The organism is Christiangramia sp. 3-2217-3z (assembly GCF_051195275.1).
Taxonomy (GTDB): Bacteria; Bacteroidota; Bacteroidia; order Flavobacteriales; family Flavobacteriaceae; genus Christiangramia; species Christiangramia marina.
The window spans coordinates 140,295-157,840 of sequence record NZ_JBNJLI010000004.1 but is presented as its reverse complement, the minus strand read 5'-3'; the positions used below and the strand labels follow the sequence as shown (position 1 = coordinate 157,840).

Genomic DNA, 17,546 nt, shown 5'->3' with positions numbered 1-17,546 from the left:
ACACAAATCTAATTGATTTAGCCTTGGAGTCAAATAGAGACTGGTCTTTTAACTTTTAGAATTTAAAGTTCGTCTGCGTTGGCGATCATTTCAGCAACATCCATAACTTCGATACTATCTTCCTTTTCCTTGTTCTTAACCCCATCTGTCATCATGGTATTGCAGAATGGACAACCAGCGGCAATAATTTCAGGTTTCACTTCCATAGCCTGCTCAGTACGTTCGATGTTCACATCCTTGTTTCCTGGTTCAGGTTCCTTGAACATTTGTCCTCCTCCGGCTCCACAGCATAAGCCATTCTTCTTACACTTGCGCATTTCAACAAGCTCAACTTCAAGCTTCCGCAGAAGATCACGAGGAGCTTCATATTCATTGTTTGCGCGACCTAAATAACATGGATCATGGAAAGTAATTCTTTTTCCTTTGAATTTTCCTCCTTCAACCTTTAGACGACCTTCATTCAAAAGATCTTTTAAAAACTGAGTGTGGTGCATTACCTCGTAATTTCCACCAAGAGCTGGATATTCATTTTTGATGGTATTGAAACAGTGAGGACAGGCAGTAACCACCTTTTTGATCTCATAACCATTCAACACCTCAATATTGGTAGCAGCCTGCATTTGGAAAAGAAATTCGTTTCCAGCTCTTTTTGCAGGATCCCCGGTACAGCTTTCCTCGGTTCCTAAAACAGCAAAGTCCACTCCAGCCTTATTCAAAAGTTTTACGAATGCCTTAGTGATTTTTTTAGCACGATCATCGAAACTTCCCGAACAACCAACCCAGAACAGAACTTCAGGCTTTTTGCCTTCTGCCATATATTCTGCCATTGTAGGTACTTTGAGTGCTTCTGCCATATTATCGATCTTTATATAATTCTAATGTATTAATTTTCTTTGGCCCAGTTCAAACGGTCCATCTGGTTGTAAGGCCATGGTGCACCATTGTTTTCAATATTTGTCATCGCTATGGATAACTCATTAGGAGCGGCACTTTGCTCCATTACCAGGTATCTTCTCATATCCAGAATAATGGATAATGGATCGATCCCCACAGGACAGGCCTCTACACATGCATTACAGGTAGTACATGCCCATAATTCTTCTCTAAGAATATAGTCATCAAGTAATTGCTTACCGTCATCTTCAAATTTTCCGTTCTTGGTAATATTCTCACCTACTTCCTCGAGCCTGTCACGAGTGTCCATCATGATCTTTCTTGGAGAAAGTTTTTTCCCGGTTTGGTTCGCAGGACATTCAGAAGTACATCTTCCACACTCTGTGCAGGTATAGGAATTCAGCAATTGAACCTGGTTGAGATCAAAGACATCTGAAGCTCCAAATTTTTCCGGCTCTCCTTCATCCTCGCCTTCTGCAGGAGCTGCAAAAGGATCGGCATTTGGATCCATCATCAACGCTACTTCCTTCTGCACTGACTCCAGATTATCAAATTTCCCCTGAAGACTAAGTTTTGAAAAATATACGTTTGGAAATGCTAGTAGGATATGTAAATGTTTTGAGTAGTATAAATAATTAAGAAAGAATAGAATTCCAAGAATATGTAACCACCAGGCGGCTCTTTCAATGATAATAAGTGTCGCGTTGCTCATTCCGTCCAAAATAGGAAGTAAAAACTGACTTATTGGAAAGCTTCCCATTATACCTGCTTCTGAAGCATAATGATCTGCTCCATTCATTTGCAGTTGATAGTCTGTAGCATTCATAATAAGAAATAATGCCATTAGCACCATTTCAAAATACAGGATGTAATTTGCATCATTCTTTGGCCAGCCTTTCAGTTCACGACCAAGGAAGCGGTAGATGTTAAGTGCGTTTCTACGTATCCAGAAGATCACTACTCCAACAAAAACTAGGAAAGCTAAGATTTCGAAACTTGCGATGAGGACATCATAAGTACCACCTAGAAAAGAAAAGATTCTATGAGTGCCAAAAATTCCGTCGATAACGATTTCGAGAACTTCTATGTTAATAATAATAAAGCCCACGTAAACGATAATATGTAGAAAACCGGAAACCGGTCTTTTTACCATTTTACTCTGCCCTAATGCTATTCTGGCCATTTTGGCAAATCTTTCTCCACCATTATCTGTTCGATCGATTTCCCGACCTAATTTGATATTTCGAATAAGTCTTTTGATATTTCTGGCGAAAAAGCCAACGCCCACTAAAAGAGCGATCACAAATAGGATTTGCGAAACAATTTGCATGATAGATTTATTTTAAGGAATCTTCCGGTTCTTCATATTCTCCAGGTTTCTTACCGAAAACTGAGAAATGAACGTAGCGCTTTGGATTAAGTTTGATATCCTGTAGGAGTTGTTCTAGCTGTTTGGTTGCCTGATCCAGGTTATTATAGACAGCATCATCATTGATCAATTTTCCTGCGGTTCCTTCCTTGCTGTTTAGTTTATTCGAGATTCCTTCAAAATCTGCAATTACCTTTTCAAGATCTGAGGTGATCTTGCCAATATTCATAGTAGATAAAGTGTCTGAAAACTTATTGAAGTTCGTAGACATCTCATCAAGATTCGTAAACGTTCGATCAATCTTAGAACTATTTCCCTTTACTATACCCTGAAGCTCATCTGCGGTCACTCTAAATGATGATACGGTAGCATCAAGATTTCTAAAAGTACCGCGAATATTGTTCCTGGTAGAGTCATCTAAAATTTCTGTGATGGCCGTTAACATTGAATCTGCACTGGTGATCGTATTCTCCAGTTTATTCTGTAAAGGAGTCAGTTTATCATTCACAAGCTCCATGATCCCTTCTTCTTTATCTCCCTCGAGTGTATCTCCAGACTGAGCCCATTCAGATTTCTGATCATAATTTGGTACAATAGCTAAAGATTTCCCACCTATGATACTTCCACCATAAATGTTCACCTTACTATTCTTCGAAAACTTGAAATCATTTTTTACAGTAAAACTTACAACAAGTCTTCCTGAATTATCTTTGAACTCTATGCTGCTTACCTGACCAACTTTAAGACCGTTGATAGTAACTTCAGAAGATGGTGAGAGTCCTTCTACATCATCGTATTCAGCATAAAAAATTCGATTTTGGGCGAGGAGATTTTCTCCCTTGAGAAAACTATAACCAAACAATAAAATAACTATCGCTACGATAGCTAGAACGGCAGTTTTTACCTCTCTGGAATATTTCAAAAGCAATTTTTTAAGTGAATACGCACAAATTTAGAAATAAAAATAGAAAAGCACTTCTATTTTAGCTTTGATTTTAACGCATCGTTAAGCGTTATTTTTTGTTCATTCCTGAAGGCTACGATATAACTATCTGTGTATCCATTTTTTACTGCTTCATTATGCATTCTCTGAATCTTGAGATAATCTGAAGTTGCTCCATAATAATACTTGTAAAGTTTACCTTCTTTCTCCCTGCTTACACCCTTAATTCCTTTGAAGTTGTAAGGTTTAGTATCCAGTTTCTTTGAGCCGGCCGCAAGTTGCACTCTGAATAGTACATCTTTAAAAACCTGGGATTCCGGTAAAACTCTCTTATCCACAGTTTCATTAGCTTGATTTGCAGCTACTTGCTCCAGGGTACTTAAATTAATGGTTTTACTGTAATTTAGAATAGCATTGGTAATTGCACGGGCCATATCATCTTTCCCTCTAGAACTATTAAGGTAAGGTCCCTCCTGGTTATTTGTAAGGAAACCAGTCTCCACAAGAACGCTCGGCATGTAGGTTTGATGCAGAACAATTAATCCCATTTGCTTAACTCCTCTATTCTTTCTCTTTAGTGTATTGGTAAATTGTTTCTGAACAAGATCTGCAAGCAAAATACTTTGATCCAGGTATTCTTCCTGCATGATCGTAAGCCCAATAGTAGATTCAGGTGAATTAGGATCATACCCGGCATAAGTAACTTCATAGTTATCCTCTAAATAGATCACCGAGTTTTCTTTTTTCGCTACCTCAAAATTAGTCTCATTCCTATTAAGTCCAAGTACAAAAGTTTCGGTTCCTGAAGCCTGGGAATTATGAGAATTACAATGTACAGACACAAAAAGGTCTGCATTCGCTTCATTAGCAATTCTACCTCTCTCGAACAGCTCTACAAACACATCAGACTTTCTGGTATATACTACCTTTATATTCTTATATTTTTCAAGCTCGGCACCAATCTTCAGGATGATGCTTAGCGCAATATCCTTTTCCTTATAACCATTACCCATGTTACCGGGATCTTTTCCGCCATGACCAGCATCGAGAACTACTACAAATTCATCCAGATTTGGAGGGATTTCAGCAGAAAAACTTGCCATTGATGTAACAAAGAAAAGGCTTGTGAATACGAAAAGATTAAGTAAGTTCGTTCTCATAGAAAGCTAACGCTTGTGTGGGGTGAATATTTTATTGCTATTTTTCCTGCAGTCTCAAAACTCAGCTAAAAAAATATATGTAATTTTGGATTTGCAAAAAGCACGCCAATCCGTACAAAAATAGCACTTAAAGCATTGCAAACAAATATCCCCAATACACTTTTTTGCTTAGTTTTCACGCTATTTATGACCTCGCTTTTGCATGCGCAGGAGATTGGAAATAACTCGATCCCTGTTGAAAGTCAGAAGGATAGTATTGCTCCCGCAGTTAATCCTGAAGAGATCGCCCAGAACCTGCAGGTTACCGATACCATTAAACAGGATTCAGTCAAAAAACCCCAGTTTATTACCGATGTTGTAGATTATAGCGCCAAAGATTACATGCGCTTAAGCCCAAAAGAAAATAAGATCTACCTGTATAACGAAGCAAAGATCGTCTATGGTAATATGACCATAGAGGCAGGACTCATTGTTATCGATAATAATAAGAATGAGTTTTTCGCCTATGGAATTGAGGATTCCTTGGGAGAATATATACAAAAACCTATTTTCACACAGGCGAATAGAAAAGTAGAGCCAGATTCACTTCGGTTCAATTTTGATACTGAAAGAGCTTTGGTTTACAATTCCCGAACCCAGGAAGCCGACTTTAATGTAAAAGGGATGGTGACCAAACGGGAAAATGATTCGGTGTATTTCATGAAGAATGTTCGGTTTACCACTTCTCAGGATGTGGATAACCCGGAGTATTTTTTCTATGCGAGGAAGATCAAGTTCGTACCTGAGAAGAAGATCGTGACCGGACTAGTAAACATGTACATTGCCGATGTTCCTACTCCACTAGGACTTCCCTTTGGATATTTCCCTTTAACAGACGAAGAAACTTCAGGTTTTATTATTCCGTCGTTTGGAGATTCCCAGTATGGTTACAACCTTCAGAATGGTGGTTATTATTTTGCTATTAGTGATTATGTGGATCTACTGGCTTTAGGTAGTTATTACACGAACGGCTCTTACACTCTGGAATTTTCATCCAATTACGCAAACAGGTATAAGTATCGTGGAAATGCGAGAGTAAGGTTTGAAAAGTTATTCACGAGTGAAAGAGGCTTCCCCGATTTTGCTGAAAGATCCAGCTATAACATCCAGTGGTCTCATAGTCAGGATCCAAAAGCCAGTCCTAATTCCAGGTTTTCAGCTTCAGTAAACTTAGGGAGCAGCGAGTATTATGCCGAATCCATTAATCAGGCAAACACAGGGAATTACCTGAATAATGAATTAAACTCTTCGGTTTCATACAGTAAGACATTTCCTGGTGAACCTCAGGTGAATTTAAGTCTGGCCGCGCGTCACTCCCAAAATACCAGAACTAATTCGGTGAATCTTAGTTTGCCAACCTTACAATTAAGTATGTCTCGTATCTATCCTCTGGCTCCGGCTACAGGTAGTAAAAAAGGCTTTATTGAGAATATTAACCTTCAGTATAACTTACGGGCAGAGAACCAGATCAATACTGCAGACTCCCTTTTTCTGACTCCGCAAATGTTCGATGATGCAAGGCTGGGCGCCCAACATAGTATTCCGCTAAATACGAACTTTAAGCTATTTAAATATTTAAGTGTTTCCACAGGTACCAGCTATGAAGAAACCTGGGTTTCCAGAACTTTTGAAAGGTCTTACGATCCTGTACTGGATGATGTCGTGATAGACACAATTAAAGGTTTTGACTCGTATCGTACCTACAACTTCAATACTAGCCTTGGAACTACGTTATATGGTAGGAAAACCTTCGGAAAGGATAAAAAAATACAGGCGATTCGCCATGTCATGAGACCTTCAGTCAGTTATAATATCAATCCAGGTTTTGATCGGTTTTATGATCAGTATATTCAGGAATCTGAAGATGAAAATGGAGAGCTCATTGAAGAAATCGTGGATTATTCCAGGTTTGACGGAACTTTATATGGAGCACCAGGAAGAAATTTTTCCAGTTCACTGGGCTTCAGCTTAAGTAATACTATTGAAGCCAAGGTTAGGTCGAAAGATAGTACTGCTATAGAACCGGAAAAGATCACTTTACTGAATAACTTCAGTATAGGAACAAGTTATAATCTTGCTGGAGATTCCTTGCGCCTGTCCCCTATTTCACTTCGAGGTTCCATTCCGGTGATCAAAAATAAGCTAGACATTAACTTTGGAGGAAATTTAGATATATACGCTCTGGATAACAATAATCGCAGGATCGATAAGCTGAATATTGAAAACGGCGGAAGCTTATTTCGACTTACCGCGGGAACAATAAACTTTGGCTATTCCTTTTCCAACAAGGATTTTGAAGGCGTTGAAGACGAAGAAACCGATGATATGGACAATGAGACCTATAGAAATGGTGGACGTCCTGATGATCTCTTCGGAACAGGAATGGGCGAAGATGGCCGTCTTTTCGATGAAGATCCTTTCGAAGGTGATGAGGAGGAGAATGAAAATGGATGGTACAATTATAATATCCCATGGGATGTTCGTGTAGCTTATGCTATGAATTACACGAATTCTGCCCGACAGAATACCGTATCTGCGCATTCATTAATGTTTAATGGAAACATAGAAATCGCACCAAAATGGAAAATTGGAGCGAGTACAGGTTACGACCTTGTAAACAGCGGTGTTACTCCTACTCAATTACGTTTTCAACGTGATCTAGATAGCTGGTTGATGAGTTTTAGCTGGGTTCCTTTTGGCCCTAGAAAGTCATGGAACTTCCTGATCAGGATCAAGGCGAGCGTATTAAGTGATATTAAATATGAAAAGCGACGGGATCGCGATAGAACCTTATAAAATAATCAGTTATGAAGAATATCATCAAGACTAACAATGCTCCGGCACCCATAGGACCTTACAACCAGGCAATTTTCGCTGGAGATACTTTATATATAAGCGGACAGATTGCGATAGATCCAGCTACCGGTGATCTAAAAACTGAAGATCTTGAAGCTGAAACAACACTGGTTTTGGAAAATCTGAAGGCTATTCTAACTGAAGCTGGTTTGACCCTTGATCATGTAGTCAAAACTTCAATTTTTATTAGTGACATGAATAACTTCGGAAAGATCAATGAAGTCTACGCTAAATATTTCGTTTCAGAAAATGCTCCGGCAAGAGAAACTGTGGAAGTTGCAAATCTTCCAAAGTTCGTAAATGTTGAAATTAGCGCGATCGCGGTTAAATTCTAATTACAGACCTTGAATTAAAAGTCTGGCAGTTGCAGGATTTGTCGCTAAGGGAACATTATGAACATCACATAATCGCATGAGCATAAAAATATCTGGTTCGTGAGGATGCTTATCCAGTGGATCTCTAAAAAAGATGACCATATCGACCTGCTTTTCAGCAATTCTGGCAGCAATCTGAGCATCTCCACCCAAAGGACCAGAGAGTAACTTTTCTACTTTATAACCTGCAGCTTCGGTCTTAGCACCAGTAGTTCCGGTGGCGATGATCTTAATTTCCTTAGAATTTAGAACTTCGCTAAACTGATTTAGAAACTGAACCATTTCAGGTTTCTTCCCGTCATGTGCAATGATCGCTATTGTCTTCATTAAGTTGAGAGTATTTCAGAAATACGTAATAGATCTTTATTAATGTTATGCTTTCCTTTTAATGCCTGATCCAGGCTACAGCTTTCAATTTCATTATTCATCATTCCCACCATCAGGTCACGCTTTCCGTCTAATAGCAGCTCGACAGCTTTGACACTTAGCCTACTCGCCAAAACCCTGTCAAAACAGGAAGGCCTTCCTCCTCTTTGAATATGTCCTAAAACAGTTACCCGAGCATCGTAAAATGGCAGATTCTCTTTTACATATTCTGCGAGTTCGAAAACATTCTTTCCTATTTTATCACCTTCAGAAACCACTACGATACTGGAAGTTTTTCCAGCTCTTCGGCTACGTTCCAGAGAATCCAGTAGTCGATCCAAACCAAGATCTTCTTCAGGAATCAAAATCTCTTCAGCACCAGCGCCAATACCGGTATTCAATGCTATAAAACCTGCATCCCTACCCATTACCTCTACAAAAAATAGTCGGTTATGGGAACTTGCCGTATCACGTATCTTATCAATAGCTTCGATAACTGTATTCAATGCCGTATCGTAACCAATGGTATAATGAGTTCCAAAAATGTCGTTATCAATAGTTCCAGGCACACCAATTACTGGAATATTATGCTCCTTGCTAAAAACCTGACCTCCGGTAAATGTTCCATCACCTCCAATAAGGATCATGGCGTCTACTCCTTCTTTCTTGAGGTTGGCAGCAGCCTTAGCCCGTCCTTCTTCGGTCATGAATTCCTTGGATCTGGCCGACTGTAATATGGTTCCACCCTGGTTGATCGTATTTCGTACACTACGCGCAGTTAATGGAGTACTATCTCCCGCGATCATTCCCTGAAAACCACGATAGTATCCAACACAATCAACATGATAATATGCGCAGGTTCTTACAACCGCTCTAATTGCAGCGTTCATTCCCGGAGAATCACCACCGGAAGTCATCACCCCAATCTTTTTCAATTTCTTACTCATTGATAATTTTCTTAATAGATTAAAACTACAAACTAAATCTTAGGATGCCAATCAAAAGAACTCCCAGATTTTATTTATTTCTGAAGTTTGAGCTTTATTCATTTTCTTCTTCAGATTTAAAATTCATAAAATCTGGTGCAGGTGACGGTGTTGCAGGATCTTTTTCTTCTTCTGAATCATCAAAACCTTCAATAGTAGTACTTGCGATCTTCCTGATCAACTCCTTAAAGGTATCAAAGTCTACATTATAAGATAGGCCGACTCCTTGTGTGAAACCTATCTCCTCACCAATAAACTGAATGTTGTTTTCACGGTTAAATACTGAAGCTCTTAAAGTACCATCTGCATTTAGGAGAAAATCAATTTCCAGATCTCCAATTATAACAGATTCGGTAACCCCTCCAATCGGAACACCCACCTGACCGTTGATCAATACACGATCTGAGATCTGTGTGGACAACGTCAAACCAAACCTATCTACGGTTTGCTGATCTGGAGTCCGGTCACCCTGTACATAATTGACACCTACCTGGAATTTACCATCATCATCAGCAAAAATATCGTTTACAATACTGGAAGCTCTTTCGGCAAGTGTCCCATAAATTGCAGCGCCACGTAATCCAAACTCACTGTAAAATGTTCCCTGAGTAACCAGAAACAATGCCTGTAACTCGGTAGTAGCCCTGTCATCTATTCGATATTGTAATTCAGATTTTACGGTGGAGCTAGCACTTGGAAAATCTATCGCGAAGCCAATTTCTGGCTGAGCGATTTCTCCCTGTAAATTAATAACTACATCTACAGGAATCTTTCTATTAACCGATGGATTTTCCAATAACACTGCAGGATTAGCGTTCAATGAGTACACGGCACTTACATCCAGTTGAGCGTCCATTGGATCTCCGTCCCAATTAATACTTCCTCCAGATTCTACCGTGAACACTTTTTGAACCAATCCGGCGTATTTAAAGTTATAGACTCCTTCATAGACAATGAAATCTCCCCACATGTTGAATTTTCCATTGGTATTGATCTCCAGAAGTAAGTTACCCGAGCCTCTTCCACGCAAAGTACTTCCACTGGTCTGATCTACTACAACTTCAACTTCAGCATCATTGGTAATATCTAGATCAAAAACCAGTTCGAGACCTTTAACTTCGGGAATTTCAATTTCTTCTCCGGCAAGACGCGCTGCTTTTTCTTCAGGGCTTAAGAATCTTATAAAGGAATTATCTCCAACAGATTCAGTATCGCTTAGCGGAATTTTAAAAACCGTCCCTCTTTCAGTAGCCGCATTCACTTCGATCACCAGTTCATCTGTAGGTCCCATAATCGAAGCTTCTCCATCAATAAAAGCGGTTCCATAATAGAGTGCATCCTCATCGGCTTCAGTATCCAAAACAAGGATCCGGTCTGAAACCAGCGTTAAATCCAGAAACCATTCAGAAAAATTACGATGAGATATTAGACCATCCAAAGTTCCTTTCGTATTGAATTTGGTGTCTACAATATCGATATTATCAAATACGAATTGCTGCTGGGTAAGATCTATCTCTGCATTTTCCTGGAAATCTAGATCTACATTCAAATAAGGGATTCGTAATCCAGCTTCAGCTAATGATAAAGATCCGGAGAAATCAGGGTTTTTGTAATTCCCAGTAACGAAAGCCCTTCCTGTGGCAAATCCTCTAATATCTGTAAGAACATCTGCCCCCAAAGGAGTAAACACGCCCATATTGAGGCGATTCATATTCACTTCCAGATCGATCCTTGGTTCGCTGCCATTCACATTAATATCGCCAATAGCAGATAATGATTCAATGCCTTCCTTCTCAAGTTGTGCGTAAACCGAATAAGCACTTAGATCCTGATTTCCGCTTACGTCTAGAACCAGATCACCCATCACAAGATCATTCACCTGGAACTGGTCGATCCTTAAGTTCGAAACCGGGAAATAAGCACCATCCTCCTGTAGTAGTTCGAGATCGCCATTAAGAATCCCGGCTAGATCGAGACTATCTATTTCTGGAGTAATCTTTCCAATATCCACCTCACTAAACTTCATTTTAAAGTTTTTATAGGTGCTGTCCCGCATATTTCCGCTGAGTCGGATTTGTTCATTCTTATGACTCATAACGAGCGAATCGATCTGCAAATCACGAAAGCTATTATCAAAAACTATTTTGTTACTACGATCACTATTTTCATTCAGGTACCAAACCTTGTCTTTGAATTTAAAATCTGATTTCTGTATACCAACTACAGACTTACTGTTCTCATTGATGGTATGAAATAGATTCAGATTAAATTCATCAGAATTATTCTTTCCGCCCTTAAATTCTGAACGTATGAATAGGGTGTCACGCTGAGTCACATTAATAAAACTGAATTCTGAAAATTTATAAAGATCGGTGGAAACGCTATCGGCTTCGAAGAAGGTGTTGTAGATAGGATTCGTATTATCAACCTGAAGGTTAATATCTTCCACCATATTTTCAAAGAAATCGATTCTTGGAGATCTGAAGGTTAATTTAAATTCAGATTCATCAGACTCCACCCGACCTCTAATAAATGTATTAGGAGCCAGTTCGATTTCAGGATAAAAAACTTCGACGATCTGGTTATAGATATCAAAATCGAACTCCATATACTGGTTCGTCGTGATAGTTTTTGGCTTGTAGTTCGTGTAAATACTACCTATGGAATTTTCTATAAGCGCACCAACTTCGTTCACTTTAAAAACTCCGCTTACCTCTCCATTAATAACATCTGGGGAATTGATCGTGATAGTTCGAACTGGACCATCAAATGTAGAAGCTATATTAAGATCATCGAAATAATAAAGATCGTTCTGGTTTTTATAAGAAGTATTTAGAAGCAGGATATCTCCAAATGCGTTATCAACATTAGTTCCCTGCATATTCATGATCACATCACCCTTGAAAACTGAAACCGTATCTCTATTCACAAAATTAAGCGCATGCAGGTCGGCATATCCTACAGAAGCTTCAAAATCATACACATTGGTTTCTTCTGAAACATCTGCCAGACCATTAAATTCCATCTCCAGATTAGGATCATTCGACTTGAAATAACCATTAAAAAGAGGATTCCGAAGATTCCCCATGATTTGAATGTTGGAATAAGCATAATTATTGAATTCCAATTTAGCAATGGTTCCTTTTAGCTGCGTGTTCAGGTTTTCCTGGTCCAGCCCTTTCCCGTCAAAGTCGATATCAAAACTCGCTTTCCCTAATTGAGTATTACCAATCAAACGACCAAGGTTAAAGTTTTTAAAGATCAGTTTACCTTTATAACTTGAGGCAGCAGAATTATTGAAATTATTAAGTTCAAAATCTGCATCTGCAGATCCCAATTGTGTGGCTATCACAACATCTGCATCCAGGAAGCCATTTGTGACCACTGTATTTCCTTTGATATTTACATTACCAAAATCACGAAGAGTTTCAGGCAATTGACCCTGAAGCGCTCCCGGCAGGAAGTTGATCATATCATAGTAGTTCGTATTAAAATCTGAAAAACTACCATCTAATTTAAAAGAATTCGGCTCATCTGAAAAAGAACCAACTACCTGAAAATCCCCATAGATTTCAGTTCTATCGAGACCCTGAAGTCGGAATCCGTCTAACCGAAAATCATTTAAAGTACCAGTAAGTTCTGTTTGAAACTTTACAAGTTGATACTCTCCGAACCCTTCATAAAACGTAATTAGATCATTGGAATTCAGGATGCTTTCCCGAAACTTCGCTTCTACCTGTACAAGATTCTCAAAATCTGAAAAATCTGAGAGGTCATATTCAAAAGAAAGATCGGCATTAACCATAGATCCCGGAGTTTGCAGGATCATATTTTGCAAGCTCATCCTGTTTGGATCGTAGTGAAAGAGTGTAGAAAGCTGATCTATCTGAATCCCACGATGTTCGTAGCCCCGAAGCATTCCAATATCAATATCTATATTGGAATTAAAGATCCTTAGCTCGTTTGCGTAAATATTTAGATCCTCAACGACCAAAACATCAGAGCGGTCAAGATTTTCATCGATGAAACTATAGCGACTGTTCGTGATCTGTACATCTTCCGCAGTAAGGTTAAAATCCTTAGGATCTCCTGTTGGTTCCTTCTGAAGTTTTTGAATAAGTATGCCCAGATTATCCCTGTCTTCACCTTTATACCTGCGCATATGCATGTTCAGGCCATCAATTCTTGTATCTCCAAGTACTGGAGCATTGCTCATAAGCTTAGAGTAGCTTAAAATAGAAGAACTGATCTCTTTCGCGGTAAATAGTGTATCCTTATGGTGATCTTCCAAATAGATGTCATTTAGAAGAATATCCCCAAAATAACTAATTGAAACACGTCCAATATCTATATTGACATCACTATTTTCCTGAAGAGAATTGGTGAGTTTTCTTGCTACTGAAGTCTGAACAGCAGGAATAGAAAACACGATCAATAAAATAATGAATAACAAAACAAGTGCAACCACTGTTTTCGTTAGTATTTTCCAGAATTTTTTGATACGTTTTTATGTTTTAACTTTGCGACTAATTTACAATATCTATTCCCAAATAAATCTGATGGCTGATCATTTAATAAACATTCTCGCTATAGAATCTTCCTGTGATGATACGGCGGCTGCCGTACTCTCCAACGGTAAAATTCTTTCCAATATTGTTGCAACTCAGGAAGTACACAAACAATATGGTGGAGTTGTTCCAGAACTTGCATCACGAGCGCATCAACAGAATATAGTTCCTGTGATCCACCAGGCTTTGGAAAAGGCAAATATCGACAAAAAAGATCTCTCTGCAATTGCATTTACAAGAGGTCCGGGACTTATGGGTTCTTTGCTCGTTGGCACCTCTTTTGCCAAGTCACTCGCAATGGGTCTGGAAGTGCCTTTGATCGAGGTCAACCATATGCAGGCACATATCCTGGCGCATTTTATTGAAGAGGAAGGATTTGACAAGCCTGAGTTTCCATTTCTGGCTATGACCATAAGCGGCGGACATACCCAAATCGTGAAGGTTTCAGATTATTTTGATATGGAAGTTATTGGCGAAACACTGGACGATGCAGTTGGTGAAGCTTTTGATAAAAGTGCCAAAATATTAGGACTACCCTATCCTGGCGGCCCTTTAATAGATAAATATGCCAGAGAAGGTGACCCAAAAGCTTTTCAATTTACCAAGCCCAAAGTTGATGACCTGAACTTTAGTTTTAGTGGATTTAAGACAGCTGTGTTATATTTTATTCAGAAGAAAACAAAAGAAGATCCTGAATTTATCGAAAAGAATCTAAAAGATATTTGTGCCTCTATTCAATATACGATCATAGGAATTTTGATGGATAAATTGAAAAAGGCCGTGAAAAAAACCGGTATCAACCAGGTGGCCATTGGTGGCGGAGTTTCAGCAAATAGTGGAATACGGCAGGCTTTGGTTGATGCTGAAAAAAAATGGGGCTGGAAATGTTTTATTCCGAAGTTTGAGTACACGACAGATAATGCTGCAATGATCGGGATCGCAGGTTATCACAAATACCTGCAGAAAGATTTTGCCGATTTTTCGGTAACCGCGCAATCGAGATATAAAATATAGTATGCAATTATTCTACAATCCAGATATTTCAGAAAACGATAAACAGGTAATTTTTCCGAAGGATGAAAGCAGGCATATTGTAAAGGTTTTGAGGAAAACCGAAGGTGATGAGTTAAGTATCACTAATGGAAATGGGATGCTATTCAAGGCTCAGATCATCCAGGCTGATGTCAAGCAGTGTATCGCAAGCATTAATTCTTCTGAAAGTCAGCCAGCACCACCCTATTATTTACATATGATCGTTGCACCCACGAAAATGAACGATCGCTATGAGTGGTTTTTAGAAAAAGCGATGGAGATTGGAGTGCACGAAATTACGCCGGTTATTTGTGATCATAGTGAACGCAAAACCGTAAAGCTGGAACGTTATCAACGAGTGCTATTGAGCGCTATGAAACAATCATTGCATATGCATTTCCCAAAATTAAACGATCCTGTTAGTTTTTCTGAATTGATGCAGACAGAAATGCCAGGCATGAAATTAATTGCTCACTGCGAGGATGATGAAGAGAAACCTTATCTTCAGAATAAACTGAAAGCCAACAGCACCATCAATATTTTAATTGGTCCTGAAGGAGATTTTAGTCCTAACGAGATAAAAACCGCGATGGAAGAAAACTGGCAGCAAATAAGCCTTGGAGAAAGCAGGTTACGTACTGAAACTGCAGCGATTGCCGCATGTCACACAGTCGCACTCATCAATCAAAATTCATGAAAAAGTTCGTTTTTGGAATCCTTTTTTTAATGCTCGTATCCTTTCAGGTTAATGCGCAGGAAATTGCGGTTCTAAAATATAACGGTGGTGGAGATTGGTACGCGAATCCAACTGCTCTGCCTAATCTAATCAAATTCTGTAATACGAACTTACAAACTTCTTTGAATGAGAAACCGGAAACTGTAGAACCCGGAAGTAGTGATATATTTCAATATCCGTTTATACATATGACCGGACATGGAAATGTGGTATTTAGCGAAGCTGAAAAAGAAAATCTCAGGCAATACTTATTGAGTGGCGGATTCCTGCATATCGATGACAATTATGGAATGGATGAGTATATCCGGCCAATATTAAAGGAATTATTTCCTGAACAAAATCTACAGGAAATCCCTGCGGATCACGAAATCTTCAGGAATCAGTATAAATTTCCTAACGGACTTCCAAAAATTCATGAACATGATGCACAAAGACCTCAGGCTCTGGGAATCTTTGAAAACGGGAGATTGCTAATTTTATACACCGTAGAAAGTGATCTCGGTGATGGTTGGGAAAGTCAGGAAGTTCACAATGACCCGGAAGAAATTCGGCTTAAAGCATTGCAAATGGGAGCAAACATCATCAAATACGCATTCGAAAACTAGTTATGCAACTTACTCACGACACTACGAATTTCGAGAACAAACAATTTCCAGTTATTTTGCTGCTTGACAATATTACCAGTGAAGCGAATATAGGAAGCATTTTTCGTCTTGCCGATGCCTTTGGAGTTGAAAAACTTATCTTTCATGGGACCGTTCCAAATCTAAACAGTAACCGATTAAAAAGAACAGCCAGAAACACCCATAACACGGTAGATTTTGAGGTTTTCGAAGATGCAACCCAAGCAATTGTTGATCTTAAAAACAGCGGTTACAAAATGACCGCGATCGAGATCACTTCAGAAAGTAAGCCTATCTCAAACTTTCAACTAGAGGCCGAAAAAATACTTTTAGTAGCCGGAAACGAGAGACACGGCATTTCCGAAGAAATTTTAAAAAAATGTGATACTGCATACCATATCGAGATGTTTGGAAAGAACAGTAGCATGAATGTCGCCCAATCACTGGGAATTGCTTTGTATGAAATTACAAAAGTGCTGTGCAGTTAAGTTAGAAATAATATATTTACGCTGTGAAAGCAAAAGAATTCGCGAACGGTATATTACGAGCAGTGGGTATCATGATTGGTATCGTTCTGGCACTCTATTTTCTATGGGAAATACAATCGGTGATCGTTTATATTGCCATTGCTGGAATCATAGCTCTTGTTGGTAGACCTGTCGTCATCTTTCTTCGGAATAAGCTGAAACTCCCCAATCAATTAGCGGTAATTACGGTGTTACTGCTGGTCTTATCAATCTTTGTAGGTATTATTTTCGTTTTTGTTCCTATTATTATTGAACAAAGCAAATATTTGGGTCAGATCGATATTGAAGCTTTTAAAAGTGATCTGAATGACTTAAACGATCAGGTAAACAATTATCTAGGAGTCAATGAATTGAACTTAATTGAAGGTCTGAAACGAAGTGAATTTGTACGAAACTTCGATGTTGGTCTAATTCCGCAATTCTTAAATAATGTCTTCGGAATATTGGGGACAACCATGATCGCTGTATTTTCGATTATTTTCATTTCCTTTTTCTTCCTGAAAGATTCCAAGTTAATGCTGAATAGCATCCTCGTGTTCGCCAATCATGGAGAAGAAAAGAAATTTCAAAGAGTTTTTAATAAGATCAAGGTTTTACTAAGCCGGTATTTTGTGGGATTAACTATGCAAATTACAGTGTTGTTTTTCCTCTACTCCATTTTACTTAGTGTCTTTGAGATCAATAATCCAATTGCCATCGCTTTTATTTGCGCGTTCCTGAATCTTGTTCCATACCTGGGACCACTGTTAGCAGGTATTTTAATGGCTTTGTTCGTAATCTCCAGTTTTCTTGGAGCAGATTTTAGTAGTATCATTCTTCCAAGATTGATCTACGTGATGATGGGTTATGCAATTTGTCAGCTAATTGACAACTTTATTTCCCAGCCCATGATATTTGGTGCAAGCGTGAAATCCCATCCACTTGAAATATTCCTCATCATCCTGATCGCCGGACTTATGTTTGGGATTGCAGGAATGGTAGTCGCAGTTCCTTTTTATACAGCGCTTAAGGTGATCGCCAAAGAATCTTTGAGTGAATACAAGATCGTGAAACGACTAACCAGAGATCTGTAA

14 protein-coding genes are annotated in these 17,546 nt (G+C 38.9%); 7 read left to right on the top strand and 7 right to left on the bottom strand.

The window, feature by feature from the left end; genetic code table 11:
- Positions 1-62 precede the first annotated feature (62 nt).
- From ACSHZO_RS08880 to ACSHZO_RS08865, 4 genes are read right to left on the bottom strand one after another with little or no spacing between them, the layout of a single operon-like run.
- Positions 63-854: a (Fe-S)-binding protein gene (locus tag ACSHZO_RS08880; RefSeq protein ID WP_298247109.1), complete on the bottom strand. Its 792-nt coding sequence runs from the start codon at positions 852-854 to the stop codon at positions 63-65.
- A 29-nt stretch (positions 855-883) separates the two neighbouring features.
- On the bottom strand, positions 884-2,224 hold the full coding sequence (locus ACSHZO_RS08875) for a (Fe-S)-binding protein (protein ID WP_298247108.1): 1,341 nt from the start codon (positions 2,222-2,224) through the stop codon (positions 884-886).
- 7 nt (positions 2,225-2,231) lie between these two features.
- Complete coding sequence (locus ACSHZO_RS08870; protein WP_298247107.1) at positions 2,232-3,185, bottom strand: MlaD family protein; 954 nt, start codon at positions 3,183-3,185, stop codon at positions 2,232-2,234.
- A gap of 56 nt (positions 3,186-3,241) precedes the next feature.
- On the bottom strand, positions 3,242-4,366 hold the full coding sequence (locus tag ACSHZO_RS08865) for an N-acetylmuramoyl-L-alanine amidase family protein (protein WP_298247106.1): 1,125 nt from the start codon (positions 4,364-4,366) through the stop codon (positions 3,242-3,244).
- Between the two features lie 186 nt (positions 4,367-4,552).
- Here ACSHZO_RS08865 and ACSHZO_RS08860 point away from each other — a divergent pair, with 186 nt between their 5' ends.
- Positions 4,553-7,201, top strand: coding sequence for a putative LPS assembly protein LptD (locus ACSHZO_RS08860; RefSeq protein WP_298247105.1), 2,649 nt, complete (start codon positions 4,553-4,555; stop codon positions 7,199-7,201).
- A gap of 11 nt (positions 7,202-7,212) precedes the next feature.
- Positions 7,213-7,596 (top strand): RidA family protein, encoded by a 384-nt coding sequence (locus ACSHZO_RS08855; RefSeq protein WP_298247104.1) that lies wholly within the window; start codon positions 7,213-7,215, stop codon positions 7,594-7,596.
- Here ACSHZO_RS08855 and ACSHZO_RS08850 read toward each other — a convergent pair whose 3' ends face one another.
- From ACSHZO_RS08850 to ACSHZO_RS08840, 3 genes are all read right to left on the bottom strand, one after another.
- Complete coding sequence (locus tag ACSHZO_RS08850; protein WP_298247103.1) at positions 7,597-7,962, bottom strand: methylglyoxal synthase; 366 nt, start codon at positions 7,960-7,962, stop codon at positions 7,597-7,599.
- Positions 7,962-8,948 carry a 6-phosphofructokinase gene (gene pfkA, locus ACSHZO_RS08845; RefSeq protein ID WP_298247102.1) on the bottom strand — a complete coding sequence of 329 codons (987 nt, stop codon included), beginning with the start codon at positions 8,946-8,948 and terminating at the stop codon, positions 7,962-7,964. Before pfkA ends, ACSHZO_RS08850 begins: the two co-directional genes overlap by 1 nt.
- Before the next feature lie 94 nt (positions 8,949-9,042).
- On the bottom strand, positions 9,043-13,455 hold the full coding sequence (locus tag ACSHZO_RS08840) for a translocation/assembly module TamB domain-containing protein (RefSeq protein ID WP_298247101.1): 4,413 nt from the start codon (positions 13,453-13,455) through the stop codon (positions 9,043-9,045).
- Between the two features lie 91 nt (positions 13,456-13,546).
- Between ACSHZO_RS08840 and tsaD the strand changes: the two genes are divergently transcribed.
- From tsaD to ACSHZO_RS08815, 5 genes are read left to right on the top strand one after another with little or no spacing between them, the layout of a single operon-like run.
- Entirely contained in the window at positions 13,547-14,569 is a 1,023-nt protein-coding gene (tsaD, locus tag ACSHZO_RS08835; RefSeq protein ID WP_298247100.1) for a tRNA (adenosine(37)-N6)-threonylcarbamoyltransferase complex transferase subunit TsaD, read from the top strand.
- Position 14,570: 1 nt separating this feature from the next.
- A complete protein-coding gene (locus tag ACSHZO_RS08830) occupies positions 14,571-15,284 on the top strand; it encodes a 16S rRNA (uracil(1498)-N(3))-methyltransferase (protein ID WP_298247099.1) in 714 nt (237 codons plus the stop codon).
- Positions 15,281-15,928: a DUF4159 domain-containing protein gene (locus ACSHZO_RS08825; RefSeq protein WP_298247098.1), complete on the top strand. Its 648-nt coding sequence runs from the start codon at positions 15,281-15,283 to the stop codon at positions 15,926-15,928. The genes ACSHZO_RS08830 and ACSHZO_RS08825 overlap by 4 nt, the downstream gene beginning before the upstream one ends.
- A gap of 2 nt (positions 15,929-15,930) precedes the next feature.
- Positions 15,931-16,434 carry a TrmH family RNA methyltransferase gene (locus ACSHZO_RS08820; protein ID WP_298247097.1) on the top strand — a complete coding sequence of 168 codons (504 nt, stop codon included), beginning with the start codon at positions 15,931-15,933 and terminating at the stop codon, positions 16,432-16,434.
- Between the two features lie 23 nt (positions 16,435-16,457).
- Positions 16,458-17,546, top strand: coding sequence for an AI-2E family transporter (locus tag ACSHZO_RS08815; RefSeq protein WP_298247096.1), 1,089 nt, complete (start codon positions 16,458-16,460; stop codon positions 17,544-17,546).